The organism is Nocardia altamirensis NBRC 108246, from assembly GCF_001612685.1.
Classification (GTDB): Bacteria; Actinomycetota; Actinomycetes; order Mycobacteriales; family Mycobacteriaceae; genus Nocardia; species Nocardia altamirensis.
In genome coordinates, this window is sequence record NZ_BDAY01000080.1 from 23,496 (window position 1) to 42,234 (window position 18,739).

Annotated in this window: 18 protein-coding genes; 6 read left to right on the plus strand and 12 right to left on the minus strand. The window is 63.5% G+C overall.

What is annotated here, in order from left to right; all coding sequences use genetic code 11:
• Nucleotides 1-254 precede the first annotated feature (254 nt).
• Genes NA11_RS34120 through NA11_RS34130 form a run of 3 tightly spaced genes read left to right on the plus strand, consistent with a single transcriptional unit; the run spans nucleotide 255 to nucleotide 2,612 of the window.
• Nucleotides 255-602, plus strand: coding sequence for a hypothetical protein (locus tag NA11_RS34120; protein ID WP_141718002.1), 348 nt, complete (start codon nucleotides 255-257; stop codon nucleotides 600-602).
• Between the two features lie 57 nt (nucleotides 603-659).
• Nucleotides 660-1,676, plus strand: a complete 1,017-nt coding sequence (locus NA11_RS34125) for a UDP-N-acetylmuramate dehydrogenase (protein WP_439957125.1) — start codon at nucleotides 660-662, stop codon at nucleotides 1,674-1,676.
• 24 nt (nucleotides 1,677-1,700) lie between these two features.
• A complete protein-coding gene (locus NA11_RS34130) occupies nucleotides 1,701-2,612 on the plus strand; it encodes an HD domain-containing protein (RefSeq protein ID WP_069166190.1) in 912 nt (303 codons plus the stop codon).
• Here the strand turns inward: NA11_RS34130 and NA11_RS34135 are convergent.
• The 5 genes from NA11_RS34135 to NA11_RS34155 all read right to left on the minus strand — a co-directional run bounded on the left by NA11_RS34135 (nucleotide 2,554) and on the right by NA11_RS34155 (nucleotide 7,282).
• Nucleotides 2,554-3,774, minus strand: a complete 1,221-nt coding sequence (locus NA11_RS34135) for an MFS transporter (protein WP_069166191.1) — start codon at nucleotides 3,772-3,774, stop codon at nucleotides 2,554-2,556. The genes NA11_RS34130 and NA11_RS34135 overlap by 59 nt on opposite strands.
• 57 nt (nucleotides 3,775-3,831) lie before the next feature.
• Nucleotides 3,832-4,848 (minus strand): hypothetical protein, encoded by a 1,017-nt coding sequence (locus NA11_RS34140; protein WP_501193651.1) that lies wholly within the window; start codon nucleotides 4,846-4,848, stop codon nucleotides 3,832-3,834.
• A 48-nt stretch (nucleotides 4,849-4,896) separates the two neighbouring features.
• On the minus strand, nucleotides 4,897-5,718 hold the full coding sequence (locus NA11_RS34145) for a hypothetical protein (RefSeq protein ID WP_069166193.1): 822 nt from the start codon (nucleotides 5,716-5,718) through the stop codon (nucleotides 4,897-4,899).
• The gene (locus tag NA11_RS34150; RefSeq protein ID WP_069166194.1) at nucleotides 5,715-6,134 is read right to left on the minus strand and encodes a hypothetical protein; all 420 of its coding nucleotides are present in this window, start codon (nucleotides 6,132-6,134) and stop codon (nucleotides 5,715-5,717) included. Before NA11_RS34150 ends, NA11_RS34145 begins: the two co-directional genes overlap by 4 nt.
• Nucleotides 6,135-6,202: 68 nt before the next feature.
• Complete coding sequence (locus NA11_RS34155) at nucleotides 6,203-7,282, minus strand: hypothetical protein (RefSeq protein ID WP_141718004.1); 1,080 nt, start codon at nucleotides 7,280-7,282, stop codon at nucleotides 6,203-6,205.
• Between the two features lie 214 nt (nucleotides 7,283-7,496).
• Between NA11_RS34155 and NA11_RS34165 the strand changes: the two genes are divergently transcribed.
• Nucleotides 7,497-9,962, plus strand: a complete 2,466-nt coding sequence (locus NA11_RS34165) for a CHAT domain-containing protein (RefSeq protein ID WP_141718005.1) — start codon at nucleotides 7,497-7,499, stop codon at nucleotides 9,960-9,962.
• Here the strand turns inward: NA11_RS34165 and NA11_RS34170 are convergent.
• Entirely contained in the window at nucleotides 9,939-11,267 is a 1,329-nt protein-coding gene (locus tag NA11_RS34170; protein ID WP_141718006.1) for a hypothetical protein, read from the minus strand. The two genes, NA11_RS34165 and NA11_RS34170, sit on opposite strands and share 24 nt — an antisense overlap.
• Nucleotides 11,268-11,632: 365 nt before the next feature.
• Here NA11_RS34170 and NA11_RS34175 point away from each other — a divergent pair, with 365 nt between their 5' ends.
• A complete protein-coding gene (locus tag NA11_RS34175; RefSeq protein ID WP_245746387.1) occupies nucleotides 11,633-12,400 on the plus strand; it encodes an LGFP repeat-containing protein in 768 nt (255 codons plus the stop codon).
• A 5-nt stretch (nucleotides 12,401-12,405) separates the two neighbouring features.
• Here the strand turns inward: NA11_RS34175 and NA11_RS34180 are convergent, their stop codons facing one another.
• The 4 genes from NA11_RS34180 to NA11_RS44280 are packed head-to-tail and all read right to left on the minus strand — an operon-like array spanning nucleotide 12,406 to nucleotide 15,133.
• Nucleotides 12,406-12,894: a RidA family protein gene (locus NA11_RS34180; RefSeq protein ID WP_069166199.1), complete on the minus strand. Its 489-nt coding sequence runs from the start codon at nucleotides 12,892-12,894 to the stop codon at nucleotides 12,406-12,408.
• Between the two features lie 16 nt (nucleotides 12,895-12,910).
• Nucleotides 12,911-13,852 (minus strand): alpha/beta hydrolase, encoded by a 942-nt coding sequence (locus NA11_RS34185; RefSeq protein WP_069166200.1) that lies wholly within the window; start codon nucleotides 13,850-13,852, stop codon nucleotides 12,911-12,913.
• A 15-nt stretch (nucleotides 13,853-13,867) separates the two neighbouring features.
• Nucleotides 13,868-14,587, minus strand: a complete 720-nt coding sequence (locus tag NA11_RS34190; RefSeq protein WP_084655296.1) for an alpha/beta hydrolase — start codon at nucleotides 14,585-14,587, stop codon at nucleotides 13,868-13,870.
• 15 nt (nucleotides 14,588-14,602) lie between these two features.
• The gene (locus NA11_RS44280; protein WP_084655297.1) at nucleotides 14,603-15,133 is read right to left on the minus strand and encodes a nuclear transport factor 2 family protein; all 531 of its coding nucleotides are present in this window, start codon (nucleotides 15,131-15,133) and stop codon (nucleotides 14,603-14,605) included.
• A 136-nt stretch (nucleotides 15,134-15,269) separates the two neighbouring features.
• Here NA11_RS44280 and NA11_RS34195 point away from each other — a divergent pair, with 136 nt between their 5' ends.
• Complete coding sequence (locus tag NA11_RS34195; RefSeq protein ID WP_069166219.1) at nucleotides 15,270-16,223, plus strand: GlxA family transcriptional regulator; 954 nt, start codon at nucleotides 15,270-15,272, stop codon at nucleotides 16,221-16,223.
• On the opposite strand, the gene NA11_RS34200 is transcribed toward NA11_RS34195, so the two are convergent.
• Together NA11_RS34200 and NA11_RS34205 are read right to left on the minus strand one after the other, a co-directional pair.
• Complete coding sequence (locus NA11_RS34200; protein ID WP_069166201.1) at nucleotides 16,187-16,981, minus strand: creatininase family protein; 795 nt, start codon at nucleotides 16,979-16,981, stop codon at nucleotides 16,187-16,189. The two genes, NA11_RS34195 and NA11_RS34200, sit on opposite strands and share 37 nt — an antisense overlap.
• Nucleotides 16,981-18,651 carry an alpha-keto acid decarboxylase family protein gene (locus tag NA11_RS34205; protein WP_167837791.1) on the minus strand — a complete coding sequence of 557 codons (1,671 nt, stop codon included), beginning with the start codon at nucleotides 18,649-18,651 and terminating at the stop codon, nucleotides 16,981-16,983. Before NA11_RS34205 ends, NA11_RS34200 begins: the two co-directional genes overlap by 1 nt.
• Nucleotides 18,652-18,739: the final 88 nt, after the last annotated feature.

Consider the following 18,739-nt stretch of genomic DNA (forward strand, 5'->3'; position numbering starts at 1 on the left):
CGATAGAGACGCTCACAGTGCCACTTGGTGCGGCTCATCGCTCGAACCATGACGGCACTCTGCCAGCGTACGGCGCTGGCCAGCATCCTGGCATACGGGCGGTTGATCAAGAGCCGTTGGTCGCTGCGGCGAGGTAAATCTGTATACCAAGCGTACGACTGGTTCCTCTGCTCGATTTGTGCGTAATCCGGTCTGCCTGGTTCGATTGCGTTACAGTTCCGATGCGTCCCTCTCGAATCGGCCAGGAGACCAACGTGACGGCACCGATCGGCGGCGAGATCGAAAACGATCCGGTTGGTTTTGTTTTACACAACGCGAACCTCCCGAGCGACGACAAGACAGCCCTCGTGGCCGATGAAGCGCTAGGTGATGCGCTGATTTGGTTCGGTCAAGAATATTTAGCGGCGACGAAGAGCGAGTGGGACGTCGCGCTTTTCTTCGAGGTTTACGGTGTTCCACCGAATCCTGTGCGTGGCTGGTCGCGGAAAATCATCAGTGGTCTTGCTTCGAGATCGGACATTTCGGCGACGGATCGCATCGGAATCCTGCAAAAGGCCTGCACGCAAGCGGTGCAGCGGTTGCAGGCCCCGCCAGAGCACTGACCGGCTTCGATGACCGTCGACTTTGGCGGCGCGATCGAGGCGGTAGCGTGTGCGACCGTGGCAACGATGATTGCGGACCTCACCACCATGCGGCTCGGCGGTCCCGCTGCGGAATTCGCGAAGGCGGCGAGTACGGATGAGTTGATCACGGCGATCCGCGACGCGGATGCCGCTGGGCAGCCGGTACTCGTGGTGGGCGGCGGATCGAATCTGGTGGTCGGTGACGATGGTTTCGACGGACTCGTGGTTCAAGTGGCGACTCCCGGCCTGCGTATCGATGGTGATCACGTCGTTGCCGACGCCGGTGTCGAATGGGATGACCTGGTTGTCGCCACACTGGACGCCGGGCTGGCGGGGTTGGAGCCACTGTCCGGAATTCCGGGCTCGGTGGGCGGGACACCAGTCCAGAATGTCGGTGCCTACGGCACTCTCACGTCGGACTTCCTCGAGACGGTCTCGGTGTACGACCGTGTCAGCGGCGCCGTCGAAGTCTGGGGCCCGGATCGCTGCGGGTTCGGCAGCCATCGTCAATCGACGTTCAAACACACCCGCCGCTATGTTGTCCTCAGCGTGTCCTTCCGGCTGGCCGAAGGGCATTCGAGCCTGCCGATCGCCTACGACGCGTTGGCTCAGCGCCTCGGTGTAGCAGCGAACAGCACCGCGAAGACATCGGACGTGCGGGCCGCAGTATTGGCACTGCGTGGTGAGCGCGGGATGCTGTTGGACGAGGCCGACCATGACACCTGGAGCGTCGGCTCATTTTTCATCAACCCCGTGTTGTCCGAGGTGCCAGCACAAGCAGCCGCGTGCCCGCAATATCCTGACCCCAACGGCGTGAAGCTGTCGGCGGCGTGGCTGATTCACCGGGCCGGCTTCGCACCCGGCTACGGCCGCGATCGAGATAACGGAACAGTGGCTTTGTCTTCGAAGCATGCACTAGCGGTGACCAACCGGGGCGGTGCGACGACGGCCGATGTCATGCGGTTTGCCGCCCATATTCGAGACGGGGTCGAAGCGGCGTTCGGTGTGCGACTCGGACCGGAGTGCGATCTGGTCAATTGCGCATTCGGCTGACCATTATCGAGCTATTGTCGCGAGGTGCAAGAAACACCTGAAAACAACAAACCAACCATTTCGCAGGTTCCTATCGATATCGCAGAAATCGGCCGACGGCTGAACGCGGCGCTGCCCGATATGGCGGCCCGCTGGATCGTTGATAATGCGGACATGTCGCTCCCCGAGAGCCAATCCTTCGCGAAGGCGCCAGACAACCCAGAAGAGCATTCTCCGCAATGGCATCAGTACGGAATAATCACGCACTCGGTAGAATTCGCCAACGATCTCTCGACGGTCGTGCCGGAGCATCTGGAGCGTTGGGGGTTGCGCGATTCGGTCCGAGCGGCGCTGTCAGTCGAAATAGATGCGGTCGCCAAGGAGCAACTACTGCAGATTGTGGCGCTGGCCCACGATGTCGGCAAATTCTTCACCAGAAAGCCGGTCCGCGGCGAGATGGGGCAGACTTTCAGCTTTCCGCATCATGAGAAGTACTCCGGCATCGTCATTCGTGGTGACATGCGACACTCCCTCACGCAATGGGGGTTGACCGATGCGCAGATCGAGTACGTTGCCGCCTGCGCCGAACTGCATTTCGAACTCGGCAAAGTCAGGCGAGTGGCAAAGAAGACGCTCGGCTACAATCTCGCCTTCACGGAGTCGGCAGAGTTCACCGTCGCCGTGCAGGAGATCATGGCGGCTCATCCCGACTATGCGCTGGAGGTGGGTCTGCAATTCATTGCGGACAGCTCGAGCAAGACTACCGTCGCCGCCACCGGGGACACCGATGCCGCGATAGCCGCGCAACGTCCGGTGTTGGAAGCCGAGATCGCAGGCAAAGGGCTCTCGCCGAGCCTGATCAATCAGGCGCTACAGCAACCTGTCAACTTGACGGTTGCTAGAGGCTATCTGCGCCACTGGGCCGATCGGTTCGCTCAGGATCAGGACGGGCGCTGACGGCCAGCACGCTTGCGATAGCTGCCATCGCCCCGGCCACCACGAATCCGCTGCCCTGCCACTGAGTCCAGTCGAGGACAGCCCCGGCCACCACGGTGCCTGCCGCGTCGCCTGCCAGGATCGCGGTCATCGCCCAAGAAAAGAACTCGGCCTGCCTGTTGTGCGGTGTCACCGACTCGAGCGATCCATACAATGCCGAAATCGCCACGGCGATGGGAGTTCCCGCGGCAAATGCCAACCACAGCACTACGGGCCAGTGTGCGGCTGCGAGGATCGCGAGCAGCCACACGATGACAGCTGTCACCGCCATCATGAGCGGGCCGGGAAAGCGAAAGCGCCTGATCGAAAGGCGGGTCAGCGGCTCGAGGCCTGCGAGGCTACCGAGCCCCCACAGGGCGACCGCGATTGACCCCAACACTGCACCATGTGGCCGTGCGTGCATGACCACCACCAGTGAGAGCGCGACGGCGCCCAATGCTGCGGCGAATAGTGTGAATGCGGCAAACAGTGGCGCGACGGCCGGTGTCGACGGCCGAGGCGCGCGCGTGCCGCCGTCGATCTGTGGTGGCATCGGTCGATCGGCACGGACCCGTGCTGTCACCGACAACGCCACCCCACCCACGATCGAGAGAAACGCTTGGCCTGCGACGATCGCATGCAATGGGAAGGCGAGTGCGGCCAGTGCCAGCAGAGCGCGCCCGCCGAGCAGTACCGCTTCCGTCATGAAGGACTCGAATGCATTGGCGGACAACAGTTTATCCGGCTCGTCGTACTGCCGATTCCAGAGCGTACGCAGGAAAGCGGAATACGGCAGCGTGAGACAGCCGAGGATCATCGCGGCGGAAATCAGCAATGCAGGCTGCGCCGCGCAGCTGGCCAGCAGCGCCACGAACACGCCGAATCCGATGGGAGCGGTGCGTAGTAGCACCCGCAGGGGGACACGATCGGCGGCACGACCCCACAGTGGGGTGGTGGCGGCCTGGGCAATCCGGTACACGGCCAACGCTGCCCCGGCAACGGTCGGTGACGACTCAGCGGCCAAGCCGATCAACGGAATCGACAGCCCGATCATGCCGGTGGGCAATCGGGCGACGAGGCTCCAGCCGACTACGGTGGTCGTCTGTCGGTTGTCGAACGCGAATGCCAACGGGCTCAACCGCATTGACGAGTCTCGATGCGCACGCACAGCAGCCATTCGCTTTCCGGCCCGCCGCAGCGGTCAAGCGGAGAAATCGTCGAGATCGGGGAACTTCCTCGCGAATGTCTCGTACATCATGCGCATCGACCAGATCGCCGAGCGGACCTCCTGCAGCCATTCAGCGGTCGTCCACGAAGTCCGGACCTGCGCATTGTCGCTCGTCGAGATATGAGCGCCGATAGTAGTTATGCGCGCACCAGTCCACAGCCCCAACTCGGCGAGCGCCTGCGCATGCTGAAACGGTCCGTGGATCGCGGAGGTGACGACCAGTATGTCCTCGGCTCCAGCTGCATGCTCGGCAGTATCGACGAAGAAGCGGTACGTATCGCTCGTTGTCGCTCGCGGCTTGCCAGGGCCAGGTGCTGCGGACAGTCCGGTAACCTGGATGGGATCCGTTGCCAGCGAACGGATCTCGCTGATACCCGGAGTCTTCGGCGCAACCGTCGCCGGGTCGAGGGAAAGGTTGGTCACCAAGGCGACCGACATTGCATCGAGTTCGTCGTCGACCGCTTCGGTGGTGAGGGTCGCTGCCAGCGCACGCTCGGCATCGGTCACCGCGCGCCGACTACCCAGACCCCAGACGTGACCTATGCGCAGCCCTTCGGCGAGGAGTCCGGCGAGCAACTCCGCGCGCAGCAAACAGGTGTTGATACGCCCGCCGAGCACCAATGCGTGATCGAAACCGCCCAGGTCGGTCTGAGGCCGTCCGGTCGGCTCGCGATAGATGAGCCCGATCAACCGGTCCACTACATCCGTTGTCTCAGCGGTGAATTCGACCTTCTCAGCCTCCCACCGTTCGCTGCCACGCCGGAAGTCGAAGATGTCGCGCGTCAGCTCTTCGGCTTCCGCCAGCCGGTTGCCCAGTCCTGTGGCGTTGAGTTGGTGGCCGAAGAGCGCGAACAATTCAGCCATCTCCGGCGAGTCGAGCCAGGCGCGCGTGCTGGCACACACCGCCGACGGGTCGGTGGCATCCGCAGCAAAATCGATGACCGAATACTCGACTCCGGCGGCGTCGACGTCGCGTGACCGGTTCAGCATCTGCACTGGAACAGTATGGCAACCAACTGGCTTCGGCTCAGCCGATTGTCAGGTGGGGTGCTTGTAGCTCGCGGGAAGGCCGCCGTTTTGCGGCGCCTCCCAGAATTGGCTGAGGTTGTGGTTGAGGGCAATCTCTTCCGCCGGGGTCTGCGGCAGCTCGATGTGCATAGCGGTAAGAAGGTCGAAGCGATGTAGATCGAACGCTACGCGGCACGCTTCGTGGTAGCCGGCCGCGACGAGTACCGCTGCCTGGTACGACACGACCGCCAGCGCGGCTGGGATCGCGGACAACAGCAGGCACGGAACCCAGCCACTTCGCAGCAGCAACAAGAAGACCGCAACAGTGGTGGCGGCGGCCGTGAAGGTCACTCTGGCCGAGAGGTCGAGCTGGTCCCTGCGGTCGTCGACCATGGCCCGAGTTTCCGCACTGAGTACCGGGTACAGCCGGGGCCAAGCCCGATCGATGGCAAATCCGTACCAGCCTCCAGCGGTGCGATGGTATGTGAGTCGACCGAGTCGAGACATCCGCAGCGTCGGCCGACGATCGCGTTTCGCGCGGTCGATGATCAGATAGGTCAGTATGGCGCGCCAATTCTTCCGCGAGAACCATCGGATCGAGACCAGCCACACGATCAACGGCTGCAGTGGGTGTATGACGATTGATAGCAGCAGAACGCCGATGATTGCCGGAATCGCTTGACCCACTCGGGAGTACGTAGTGGCCCGCCATGCCGCGGCGAAGTCGAGTGGTCCCGGTGCTCCTGCGCCGACAAGGAAGGCGAGGAAGAGCCCCGCTGCGCACGTCGGCAGGATGCCGATGAGAATGACCTTGCTGCTCGTCAGTCGGTCGAGCATTCCGGCCGCATTCATGGGGCGTCTGGTCGCATCGGTTTGCCGCAGGTCCATTTGCTGCAATACAGCGCCCCGATGGGTTGATCCTTCGGCACCCCTATGTAGTCGTGGTGTCCGTTGAGGCAGGTTGCGATGACCATGCGATAGCTCGCGAACGCAGGGTGAATCGCATCACCTCTCGTATTGCCGCTGTCGGCGAGATGGTCGTTGGCAATATTGTCGAACTGCGTCCGCTTGATGAAGCTGTATCTTTCCCTCGCCAGGAATATCTCGATCACCTCGGCAACCGAATCGTCCTCGAATATGTCCTTCAGTATGAAAATGGCTGCATCCCAGTCGACTTCGTGCGGAAAGACAACGCTACCCGCGCCGTCCGGGGTTGGTTGCAGTCGGTTCTCGTTCAACGCTTCTTCCAGTGCATCATTGGCGCTCATTGCGCCCTCCCACTTGTGAGTATTCGATTGAAGCCGTGCTCGGATCTGCTGAGCACGAAAGTGTTTGATCACGCTGCCGAGCTGTGGCGCAGGATATCGACGGCGTCGACGACGAGTCTGCGCGCCGAGCGTATCGCCGAAAGTGTTTCCTGTAGTAGATATTCCGCGGTCAACGGCCGATCTCCCCATTCGGCGCCGAAGCCGACCGCTTCCACATCGACACCGTGTTGTAGGTAGAGTCGCTTGATTCCGTCGAATGTCTGGAACGGTACGAACACCTGTGTGGTCACGATCAACACACGTTGCCGGGTGGTCGGCGAGGCGGTGCGAGCCCAAAGGCCGAAGGTGTCCGAAGTGTCGGGGCGATAGGGTGGCCTGCCGGTGCATGCCGAGAGGACCCAGCCACGAGCCCGATCGGTGCTGTCGGACAATTGGATTCGGCGCTCATGGGTATATTCCGATGGCGTCTCCGTTGCCGCGTCCTGGTGCGAGCGGAGCCACTGTGGGCAGCGGGTGTCCGCTGTCCGGCAGCCACACAGGAACTCGGGGCTCGCCGCATCGAGCTCGAACTCACTGTGTGCGGCCGCGACAAGCAAGTCGAACTCGTCACGGGCAGTCGGCGCGTAGTCGGCGACGTCGAGCGCTTCCGGCGGTTCGGCGATGAGGAAGCGCGGACTGCCGAGGAAGTACAGCTCGCCCAGGTCTACGCCCTGAGATTCGAGCAGTCTGGCGAAGCGTGCCCGCAACAGTGGCGAGCGATAGCCGCCGCCGAGCACCAGCGTCATGTCGTATCGCCGATGACGTGGATCGACAGGGTGCACCAGACCGAGCTGGTCCGTGTACTCCGCGACGGCGTCCCGCATCGTGTCGCTGAAATCCGCGGAATCGGCCTGCGCGCGTTCGCGATACCGCTTGGCGTCGCCCCGGAAGTTGAAGTCGTCCGCGGTCCGGTGCTCGATCGTCAGCACCGTGTCGAGCACATCCACCTGCGTGTCCCGCAGGCCGCCGGGTAGGCCGTTGGTCCGGTCCAGCACTCCGTCCAGCCACTGCGGCAACTCCTCGCCCAACGGCAGCCACTCGGTGTCGGCTCGCCAGTCCGGCCGCATTTTTCCCGGCTCAGGTAGTTCCTCGCCGAATAATGTGAGCAATTTCCGCATCGGATCGCTGGACAGCCAGTGTGCTGCGAAATCGATCGCGAGTTTCGCACGCTCGGCTCGTGAATCGGCATCTGCCGGCATTGTGCTGGGAGTATCCTTCAACATGTTTGCCACCGTGAGTTGACCGCGAACGGCTGGTTCTCAATTCTGTTGCCGCCCCGCAGGTCACAACATACGTTAGGGGGCGAAGGATGTGGGGTAGATCGTGACAATCGATGCGTTCGATGCAGTCAAACACATCCAAGACCGAGATGATCTGCTACATCTCGCACTAGATGTATCGCGGGCGGTCGGGATAGTAAAAGATACCGACCAGCTGGGACGCACTCAATACCTGGGCGAGGCGCTATTGGTTCGCGCACTGAAGCGACAGCTCGATGGTGCGAAATCTTCGCCGAAACCCGCTGCTCGCTGTGGTTTCTATGCCCATGCGGCCGCCATTATAGAATTTCTGATGTTGCCCGGACTCGCTACGTATCTTCCGGAGTCGATCGCTCGGGAGGATCGTGATGCCGCCGCGCTCTATGACAAGGCACTGGCGAATGCGTATACCGCCCACGGGATTGATCGCCGTCAGGTGGTACGGATCGGCCACAAGAAGGCGCGCGCGTTGCGGCTGGCGTGTGAGTACAGCAAAGCACGTGCCATGGCCGACCAGCCTGAGGAATACTTCTACCTCAGCGGAGCTGAGCATCATCGCGCGCATTACGAGTACGAGTGGTGTGCAGCGACTTTAGCCGCGCAATGCAGAGAGCGTCGATGGAATTCGCCCGTGCTCACCGGGTGGGTGCGTGACCGGAGGCGCCGCTATCGAAACATCGATAGGACGTGGCAGTCGAAGAAGCAGGAGTTCGTCGAGCCGTACGGGGGCGAGCGCTGGTGGCTCGAGGGACAAGCGCACAGTCGATTTGATTTTGCCCGCGGCTTGACAGAGCTGGTTTCGGATCCCCCCGACACCAAGGCGGCAGCCGATATATCGAGAGCTGCACGTGCCCTTGCAGATCCGAACGGCGAGCTGAATTCCACGGCTACCTACGCTGACGGCTACGACCGGAAGGAGGTGCTGGCTGCCACCGACGGCCTCTCGGTGACGCTCGCACTTTCAGAATTCCCGGTCATAGATCACAGCGGCGTTGCCGCACCAAGGGAGATGGTTGCCGAATTGCAGCGCGCTATTCGCAGGCTGGAACAGATCCGCTGGGGCCAGCGCGTGGTTGCCCGGTTGCGCGGACCGTTCTCGATCGCGCTTCGCCGCATTCTCGGCGATATCGCGATGCAGTTGGTCAGATACCCCGACGAAGATATCGGCAAACTGGGTCTGCATGTCGCCTTGCTAGCCAAGCGAACCGGCATTGCCGCACTCATCCGCGAGCAAAACGCAGACCTTGGTTGGCAGATCGGAGAGGTGGTGCGTGAGACGCTTCGAATCGAGGATGCGTTGGCCGATGGAAAGGTATTGGACCGGGCCGAAGTATCTGTACGCCAGAAGAAGCTCGACGAGTATGGCGTAACACTCGAGACGGTCTCGCCGGTCCTTGCCGACTGGGTGCTTCCGCAGCCGATCGACGCGAGCGCAGTAATACGCCGTGCGCGTGGTCGTCGGTACGACTGTCGCAGGTTTGTCCTCGACTATGTCGCATTGGGTGAGACGCGCAAGGGGTCACCGGTGTGGTTCCGCACGCTGATCACCCCGGACGGCGCGGTGTCCTTCGATCAGCTGACGAAAGGCGCTGCGTTCCGGGAATTCTTCGAAGATCCAGCGCCGCGGGTGACTCGTCTTCGCGCGGAATGGTTGGCCGCGCAGAACGCCGATGAAGAAGTGCCGAAGCCGCCCGGCGTCGACAGCTGGTACCGATTGGCCAGGGAACTGCTGCCTGACACCGTGTTGGTCGCGCTGAACGAGGCGTCTTGTGAGAATCCCATCCTGCTCCTGGTGTCCGCGCACGGTTTGCTCAATCGTTTGCCGTGGCAAGCGCTGCAGATCAATGAAGCAGGCACGCGGCTGGTAGAGCGTGCCGTGGTGTTGAACACTCCCGTGCTCACCGTCATGACCGGTGCGCCCGTGCCGGTCGTCCGGGATCCGGTTCTCGTGCACTTGGTCACGGACGGATTTCCCGCGGGATTTGCCGCGCTAGACCTCACGAAGGAGAAGAAGGCCTGGCGGCTCGATGCGGAAAACGGGTCGATCTTGCAGGCATGTCGACTGCGCGCCTATGGCCGCGCTCGCGGTGGAAGTCCTTTCGTACGAGCCATTTCGGACTATGGCCTGGTTCACGTCTCCACCCACGGCGCAGGAGCGAAGCTGAACCAACGTGTCCATCTGGCGGGGGACGAGTTCCGCGCCTATGAGGCGCTACAGACGCGGTGGCCGGCATCCGTACTGCTTGCCGCTTGTGAACTCGGCAATGATTCGGACCGACTCGACGAGGAACCTCTCGGCTTCGCTGCCGCGGTGCTTGCCGGGGGTGCTCGGTGTGTCGTGGCCGGTCACGGCAAAGTGGACAACGAACACACCGCTGCTCTGGCGGCCGGGATGGTGGCCGCTCTGCGCGCCGATCCGACGCTGACCCTGGCAGCAGCCTTACGGCTCGCGCAGCTTGCCCAGCTCGAGAAATCCGATCTCGATAGCGACGTGTACGCCTGGGCTTCATTCAGTGCATTGTGCCGCTGAGAGGTTCAGCGCATTGGCGACCCGTTCGTCTCGACCCTCCTGTTTGACGTACCGATCGAGGTTCGGCCACTTGCGACGCCACTCGAAATAGCTGAGTTCGCTGTTACCGAGATGCTTTCCGCAGCGCTCGATCGCACACATGTAGCCAGGCATGGTCGCGCTGCCGAGCACGTTGGCATCGTCCTCCGGTCGCTGGGACAACCAGAGGGAAAGGGACTCGCAAGCTCGATCGTCCAGTGGATCGATCGTCAGGCAGTCGGCCAGGTCGGTCTGCAACGGCATCGATCGGCCGGGCGTGAGCAGCGCGAAATTGAGTCGAAGTTGGACCAGCGAGCGAAGATGATCCTGGGCATAGGGGGCCCCTGAGTCGTCGAGAATCGCGCGGTAGGCGTGGCCGGCACGCCGAAGGAAATTCTCCTGCGCCATCGACCAGGACATGTCCTCCGGTGGCCGGAAGCCGAGTCGGTCCATATCGGCGCACAACGGGGCGGCGAGCAGCAGCGCGCGGGCGGTCATAATGCCTGGTTGCCGGTATGCGGTGACCAAAGCCATTCGGTCCTCGGTGACTTCGGTGACGAGTCCGTGCTCGAGATGGACCGACGCTACGGTGGCGAGGGTGCGTTCGCCGATCTCCGCACCCTCGGACAACCGCACGTACAGCCGCCGCAGCCACACGTCTTCGCCGCCTTCGGTCCACGCGTCGCCGCGACCTTCTGCCCAGCGACCGATGATGCGTTCGGCCTCGCGGCAGGCTGTTCCGGTCTCCGCGAGCCCAAGCTGAATGAACACCTCGTCGAGGCCGATGGCGAACTTCTTTTCCGCGCCCATCAGACTTTGCTTGAAGTCGTCGTACATGTCCGTTGCTTGGTCGTGGAAGACCCAGGCATGGTCGTATCCGTCAGGGGTATCGCGCTTCGATTCGACCAGCGCCTCGCATCGGATGGCGCCGAGAGCGCGTGGTGCATACTGCGGCCATGGCAGTGCGCGAGCGGTGGCGGCCAGTGTCGCGATTACCGCGGCGCGTTGAGCGCTCTCGGCATGACCGGTGAGCTCCCACGCTACTTCCACTTTCGAGACAACTGCCCACGAGGCCTCATAAATGCACCACCCGATATTCCACAGTAGAATCTTGTACTCCGGACACGGAATGAGCTCGGGATTCGCCTCTGCCGCTTGTCCCATCCACCGTGCGGCCTGGTCTATGGCCGCCAACGCTTCCTCATCGACTGACCGGTCCTTTTGTCGCAACCCCCTCGCCAGTGTGTACGTTTCTTCGATAAGCTTATTAATTTCACTATTGATCATATCGACTCCTTTGCGGTAACTATAATTGCGGAGACGCGGCAATTTTCGGAGTCGGTGGACCTTCGTTCTCGGCGAGAATTTGCGCATAAGGTTCCGATGGATCCGATAATCGTAAGCATATGAGCGGAAAAGGTTCGCGAATTACATTCCGACCGGTATTCATCGGTGGGATCTGCGGTGCCGGTCCCGGCAGCCGGGCATCGGCCCGCCGCCGTTCGGCCGTGTCACGAGACCGCTCGAGGCGACCGATCCACGACCCGGTGTGCATCCTGCGATTTCGGGTACTCAACTCTTGGAATGGTCATGTGCGGGAGGGCATTTCGATCATGTACCGAGTCCAGGTCGAAATCGTGTGAGGAGAGGCCATGTCACGTGATCAGAAGCAGCCGAAACGGCGGTCGAACAGGATGATCCGAGGCGGCACGGTCCTCGTGCTGCTCATCGCCGCCACCTCGGCTCCGCTCGGCGCGGCTGCGCGGCCGATCGGGCCCTATGACGTCGGCGGAGCGATCGAGGTCGAATACGACGAGTCCGGCGGGTTCACCTTCTTCGGCAACCCGGTGAACCCGGAGTCCGATGCCGCCCGCGGCGGCCGGTGGCAGGCATTCGAGAAGGGCAGCGCGATCTACTGGCATCCGCTGGTATCCGGCGCGCACGCCAATCAGATCGGCGGCGCGATTCGCGCCAAATGGGGCGAGCTCGGCTGGGAGAACGGCGCGTTGCGGTATCCGACCACCAGAGAGTTGCCGACGCGAAAGCCGGGACGATTCAACCACTTCGAGGGCGGGACGATCCACTGGTCGAGCACGACCGGTGCGCACAACACGTGGGGTGCGATCCGTGACAAGTGGGCCACCCTCTCATGGGAGGACGGCCGACTCGGCTTCCCGGTCACCGACGAGTTCGTGGCCAGGGGCAACGGGGCTGGACAGCATTTCCAAGGCGGCTCGATCTACTGGTCGTCCGGCACCGGTGCCCGCGTGGTGGTCGGCGCGATCAGAGAAACCTGGGCCGGCCAGAATTGGGAGAACGGCCGATACGGGTATCCGATCAGCGATGAGTACGACTACAACGGTGGCCGAGCCCAAGATTTCCAGGGTGGCCGCATCGAGTGGTACCCGCAACCCCGCTGATCCGATCAGCGGAGGTCGTCGATGGCGACTTCGCCCTCGATCTCGACCGGTATGCCGAACGGGAGCTCGGCGAGTCCGACGGCGGAGCGGGCGTGGGCGCCTGCCCGGTCGCCCCACAGTTCGAGGATCACGTCGGAGAAACCGTTGATCACGGCGAGCGTGCCGGTGAAACCGGGGGCGACGGCGACCATGCCGAAGACCTTGACCCAGGCGGTGATTCGGTCGAGATCGCCGAGTTCACGTTGCAGTGACGAGAGGATGGCCAGCGCGGTGCGGCGAGCGGCGAGATAGCCCTGTTCCTCGGTCACCTCCGCACCGACCTTGCCGAGCGGTTCCGCCAGCGAGCCGTCGCTGAGCAGCGGGCCGTGTCCGGAGATGAGGGCTCGGTTGCCGTGCACCCGCACGAAGGAGAACGGCACGATTGTTCCCGGCGGCAACTTCGGTGGATCGGGAAGGGAGAGGCCGAGGTCGGCAAGCCTTTGCTCGATGCGCATGGATGCGTCGCTTTCGCTAGCCGGGATGCAGGTGGGTGCCGAGGAAGTCGAACACGGTCTGCAGGACGACGCCGGGGGAGGCGAGCCCGACGAACTCGTGGTCGGTCATCGGGCAACTGTGGAATTCGGTGGGCACGCCTGCCGCGACCAAAGCGTCACGGAGCTGGACACTTTGGCCGAACGGCACGACATGATCGAGTTCGCCGTGTTGGATCAGAAAGGGCGGAGCGTCGCGCGTGACGTAGTAGACCGGGCTCGCTGCCCTTGCCTTGTCCGGACAGTCGGTGGGCACGCAGTCCACCAGTCGCGCCTCCGGTGAACCGGGCAGGTTCTTGGGCAGACTGAACGGAATCGACTGTGGCCCAAGGGTCAGCAGGTCGGTCGCGCCGAACCAGTCGACGACGGCTTGGACACGGCTGGAGACGCCGAGGCTGCCCTCGGTTCCTTCCAGCTCGGCAACATCGCCGCTGACGCCGAGCACGGCCGCGATATGGCCGCCGGAGGATTCGCCCAAGGCCGCGAACCGATCAGGGTCGAAACCGTAAGTGGCGGAATTGCTTCTGAGCCAGCGGACCGCTGCCTTGACGTCATGTATCTGCGCGGGCCACGGCGCGACGGTGGCGAGCCGGTAACCAACGCTCGCGACGGCATAGCCGCGCTCGACCAACGAGGCGGCCACGCCGGGCACCGTTCCCCATGGCATCGGGATGGGGTAACCCGCACGCGAAAAGCTGACCCAAGCGCCACCGTGGAGGAAGATCACCAGCGGATGGGGCCCCGCGGTGGCCGGGAGGTAGAGGTCGAGCTGGAGATCGGTGTCGCCGGCCGTAGCGTAGGTCAGTGCCGAAATCGTCTGCGGCTGTTGGGTATCCGGGTAGGCGGGTGGTGCAAGGAACAGCACGGCCACCACCGCCGCCAGAGCTGCCAACACAAACCGTGCCGGGCGATAGTGGTCCATGTGCCTCACCATTTCTCAGTGCGCTGTGTACTCGGCCGCAACTCGGATGAGTTCGGCGATGGCCGCGGGGTGTGAGACCGGCGAGGAGTGGGAGGCGTCGAGGTCGATCACGAACGAACCGCTCCGTTCGGCCATGGCCTGTTGGGCAAGCGGGTGCAGCGCGGCGTCGTCGCGCGACACCTGATACCAGCTCGGTAGGTGTCGCCACGCCGGAACGCCCGACGGTGTATCGAAAGCGCCTGCGGCGACGGGGCGTTGGGCGGCAGCCATGCGCTTGGCCTGCTCGGCGGGTACGTCGTGGGCGGCCACCGCGCGATAGCGGTTGAAATCGAGATAGAGCTCGACGCCGGACGTGCCGTCGGCGGCGATGACTTCGCGCATGCGTAGCGCCTGCCCGATCGAAGTTTCGGGGTAGCGGGTCACGATGTCGTTGGCGGTCTCGCCTGCTTCCGGCGCGAACGCGGCGACGTAGACCAGCCCGACGGCGTTCGCGGCATTGAGCGCGGCATTGCTGATGACGAATCCGCCGTAGGAATGGCCGACCAGCACAACGGGTCCGTCGATTCCGGACACCACGTCAGCCACATGCGCGGCATCGTGGGCGACACTGCGTAACGGGTTGTTGACCGCGACCGACCGATAGCCCCACCCGTCGAGTGTGGCGATGACGCTTGTCCACATCGAACTATCGACGAACGCGCCGTGCACGAGGACGATCTCGGGGCGAATATTCATGGCGTTCTGCCCTGTTCAGCGAGGGGACTGCAGCGCGATGACTGCCTGGTCGAGGATCGGGCCGATCGCGGCCGTCAGCGCCCGCAAGGTGCTGTAGACGGCCACCGCGTCGATGCGGCCTTGGTTGTCGAACTGAAGGGTGAGAACGCCGCCGTAGTCGGGCCCGGACCGGAACGGCAGCACATGCGTCTCCTTCGGGTTGCCGTCGCGGTCCTCGGCGGTGCCGGACAGGTGACCGGTGAATCGAAGATCGGGTGGGAACGCGCTACGGATGGTTGCCACAAATCCGTGGTCCACCTCCTGGCGGCCTATTACGGTCGCCTTCAGCGGAGAATAGAGATGTACGTCCGGGGACAGGTAGGAGACCACGGTGTCGATATCGCCTGCCACCAGCGCTGCGCGCCATTTTTCCACGGTTTCTGTGTACATTGCGTTTTCCAATCGCGTGGCGAGGCTATTGGCTTCGGAGTCGGGTGTTTCGCATCCCGTGATGGTCGCCGTTGTTGCCAGGAGCATGAATGAAAGCAGGAGATCCCGACGTTCCATGGCAGTTCCTCGGATTCGTTTCTATTCGGCGGAAATCCGGTCGGTCACGCAAATCTAGTTGGCCGGTCACGTCGCCGGAACGGGTCCGGCTGCCACGGATCAACGGATTCCTGCCAGCTACCTCTATGGTGTTGTCATGCACACCGTGGCCGTGCTCGCTGTCGATCAGGTCGTCCCCTTCGATCTGGCCATACCGTTCGAGGTGTTCACGCGTGTTCGCCTGCCGGATGATCGCGCGCCTTACCGTGTGCGGATTTGTGCGGCGACACCCACCGTCGACACCGAAGCTTTTACTTTTCAACTGCATTGGGGTCTGGAAACGCTCGCCGAAGCCGACACCATTATTCTGCCCGGCCGGGCAAGCCCGGAGTTGCCCGTCTCTGCCGAGGTGATCGATGCGCTGCTGAACGCCGCGAAAAATGGAGCACGCATCGCATCCATCTGCTCGGGTGCATTTGTCTTCGCCGCTACCGGATTGCTCAACGGATACCGCGCGACCACGCACTGGAATTCCGTTGCGAAGCTCGCCCAACGCTATCCGGAGATTGCGGTCGACCCGAATGTGCTGTATGTCGACAACGGTCAATTTCTCACCTCGGCAGGCGCGGCCGCCGGGCTCGACCTGTGCCTGCATATGGTCCGGCGCGATTACGGATCGGCGGTCGCCGCGACCGCTGCGCGCACCAACGTGATGCCGTTGGAGCGGGAAGGCGGGCAAGCCCAGTTCATCGTCCATGACAATCTGCCGATGCCGCAGGGCTCCACGTTGGAGCCGCTCTTGGGCTGGTTGGAGGAAAATATCGGCGACGATCTCACGGTCGACGACATCGCGGCCCATGCCGGGATGAGCGCGCGCACCCTCAATCGTCGATTCCGCGAACACACCGGAACCACACCACTGCGCTGGTTGTTTCGCGCCCGCATTCGCCGCGCCCAATACTTCCTCGAAGCGACCAGCGACACGATCGATCGAATCGCCACCACCGTCGGATTCGGTTCCACCACAGCCTTTCGCGACTGTTTCAAACGGGTGGTCGGTCTCAGTCCCTCTGCCTACCGAGGTGCCTTCCGGGCACGCGACACCGAGTGATCCGCTGGTGCCCACCAGGGGACGTCGACGAGCAGGTTCGCGATCGCATGTGCACACCCGTCCAGCAATGCTTTTCCTTTGGCCGCGGTCGCCGCTCTGGCATCTCCTGCCACGCCTGGCGAGGTGATGGCCGCGAGTGATATTGGGACAGTCACCAGGCCTTCGGTCGGCAATTCGATTGCGGGACCGACTGCCTCGGCGAGTGCGGGCATCCGGACCAGCTCGGGCATCGTCGCCATGATCATCGATGTCTCGGCTTCACAGGCGTGCATGAGAGTGTCCTGGGTGTCGAGGATTTCCGCGATCGTCGCGCGGCCCGCCACGAAGTAGGTGGTGACGGCGATCTGCGCGGACAACTCGGTGGCGAGCTCGGTCACCAGCGCGCCGAGGGCGGCGATGTTGCCGCCGTGTCCGTTGACGATCAGGATCTTCGAGAATCCGGCCCGAAGGATCGAACGACAGAGATCGCGCAGCAGGGCGTGCATCGTGGCCAGTGTCAGCGTGAACGTGCCGCCGAATGCCATGTGGTGCTCGGCAAGCCCGAATCGGACCGAGGGCGCCACCACCACGTCACGGCGCGTGCAGGCATACTCGGCCGCCCGCCGGCACACCTCGTCGGCGAGGAAGTCGTCCACCCCGGTCGGCAGGTGCGGGCCGTGCTGTTCGGTGGAACCCACCGGCAGCAGGACAACCGCGTCGCGCGCAGCCTGAGCGCGCAGCTCGGCGGCGGTCATCCGGTTCCACACCAGCTCGCGCATCAGGCACTCGCTGATCGGCGTTGCGCGGCAAGTGTTTCGATGAATGTGCGCAGTCGCGACGGCACGTCCAACGGCGCGGTGCGCACCTCGAGCACGTGCAACCGTCGGTCGCGATATTGCCAGTGCTCCAGCACCTCCAGCAGCTCGCCCGCAGTGCGCGCGGTAGTGCCGGACACCTCGGCGCCCGCCATCGCACGCACCACGGCCAGGTGGTCCCACTGGGCGATGTCGTTGTAGATCGCGGCGGGACCGTCGATGACACGTTCGATGGTGTACCCGTCGTTGGCGACCACCACCAGCGTCAACGGAATCTGCCACCGCTCAATGGTTGCCAGCTCCTGCACGGTCAGTTGTAGCGCCCCGTCACCGATCACCAGAACGATGCGGCGCAGGGGCGCGGCGAGCCCGACGCCCAATGCGGCGGGCAGGGAGCCGCCGATCGATCCCCAGTGTGGCGCGGCGACAAACGTGACTCCGCTGGGCAGCGGCTGATCGAGCATGCCCCAGAACGAGGTGCCCGAGCTGGTGATCACCGTGTCGCCGGGCTGCAGCGCCGCCGTCAGCGCCGGCCACAGCACGGCCTGCGTCAGCGGCGCGCTCGTCTCGACCGGTGGCAGTCCGGTGGTTTCCTGCCTGCACGTTTGCGCGGTGTGATCCAGTGGGCCGCCGATCGAGGTGAACAGGTCGGTCAACCCGATCAAGGCTTGCCGGAGGGGCAACGGGGCGAAGCGCACGGTGCCGACCGTGCTGTGCGCCGGGCGCAGGTCGATGACCCGGCGCTCGTCGAATCGTGCCGTGAAGCCTGCTGTTTCGAGATGCGACAGCCGGGTGCCGATCCGCACCAACAGATCGGCGTCCTCGACCGCGGCGCGAACTTCGTCGTCGCTTGCCGCACCGTTGTACAAGCCGAGCCAAGGCACGGCCTGCTCGTCGACCGCTCCTTTCGCCATCGGGGTGATCGCCACCGGGATGCCTGCCGTCGCCGCGAGATGCTGCACCAGCTCGGCTACGCCGAACCGCGCGGCCTCGTGCCCGAGCAAGATCACCGGCCGCCGCGCCCTGGCGACCAGATCGTGTGCCGCCACTAGGAATTCGACCTGTATCGGGCCCGAATCCAGCAGCGTTGGCGGTACTGCGATCGGCGTATTCCGGACGACCGGAAGACCCGGTACATCGGAAGGGATCGCGATGTAGACCGGTCGCCGTTCGGTTTCGGCGACGGCCAGCACTCTGTCGATCTCCTCGATCGCGTTCTCCGGGCTCAGCACCGCCTGTGCCGCAGTCACTTCCGTATAGGCACGGAGGAAGTGCGCCCAATCTCCGTCCGCGAGACCGTGATGCATCGGGGCGCCGGATCGAATCTGTTCGCGCGACGGCGCACTGGCGATCACCACCACGGGCACGTTCTCCGAGCAGGACCCGGCGACACCGTTGATCGCACTGAGTTCGCCGACTCCATAGGTCAACGCGACCGCGGCCAACCCGGTGGTCCTGGCGTACCCGTCGGCGGCGAAGGCGGCGTTGAGTTCGTTGACGTTGCCCACCCACGCCAACTTGCCGTGCGCCAGCACGATTTCGAGCAACGGCAGATTGTAATCGCCAGGGACGCCGAACAAATGGCGCACACCGCGCCGAGCAAGTTCGTCAAGCAGGTACGTAGCAACGTTCACTCGACCCTCCGTGGCAGCTGGGTGCATCGCAGGAGACGTGGTCGCTGCGAACAACACGCGGCACTTGTTCTGTCATCGAAGATCAAGG

Bases quoted from the DNA above. Each gene is read 5' to 3' on its own strand.
- NA11_RS44280 (WP_084655297.1), bottom strand. From the start codon at position 15,133: ATGGAACGTCGGGATCTCCTGCTTTCATTCATGCTCCTGGCAACAACG.
- NA11_RS34150 (WP_069166194.1), bottom strand. From the start codon at position 6,134: ATGAGCGCCAATGATGCACTGGAAGAAGCGTTGAACGAGAACCGACTG.
- NA11_RS34175 (WP_245746387.1), top strand. From the start codon at position 11,633: ATGTCACGTGATCAGAAGCAGCCGAAACGGCGGTCGAACAGGATGATC.
- NA11_RS34170 (WP_141718006.1), bottom strand. From the start codon at position 11,267: ATGATCAATAGTGAAATTAATAAGCTTATCGAAGAAACGTACACACTG.
- NA11_RS34190 (WP_084655296.1), bottom strand. From the start codon at position 14,587: ATGAATATTCGCCCCGAGATCGTCCTCGTGCACGGCGCGTTCGTCGAT.
- NA11_RS34185 (WP_069166200.1), bottom strand. From the start codon at position 13,852: ATGGACCACTATCGCCCGGCACGGTTTGTGTTGGCAGCTCTGGCGGCG.
- NA11_RS34195 (WP_069166219.1), top strand. From the start codon at position 15,270: ATGCACACCGTGGCCGTGCTCGCTGTCGATCAGGTCGTCCCCTTCGAT.
- NA11_RS34180 (WP_069166199.1), bottom strand. From the start codon at position 12,894: ATGCGCATCGAGCAAAGGCTTGCCGACCTCGGCCTCTCCCTTCCCGAT.
- NA11_RS34135 (WP_069166191.1), bottom strand. From the start codon at position 3,774: ATGCGGTTGAGCCCGTTGGCATTCGCGTTCGACAACCGACAGACGACC.
- NA11_RS34140 (WP_501193651.1), bottom strand. From the start codon at position 4,848: ATGCTGAACCGGTCACGCGACGTCGACGCCGCCGGAGTCGAGTATTCG.
- NA11_RS34200 (WP_069166201.1), bottom strand. From the start codon at position 16,981: ATGCGCGAGCTGGTGTGGAACCGGATGACCGCCGCCGAGCTGCGCGCT.
- NA11_RS34145 (WP_069166193.1), bottom strand. From the start codon at position 5,718: ATGAATGCGGCCGGAATGCTCGACCGACTGACGAGCAGCAAGGTCATT.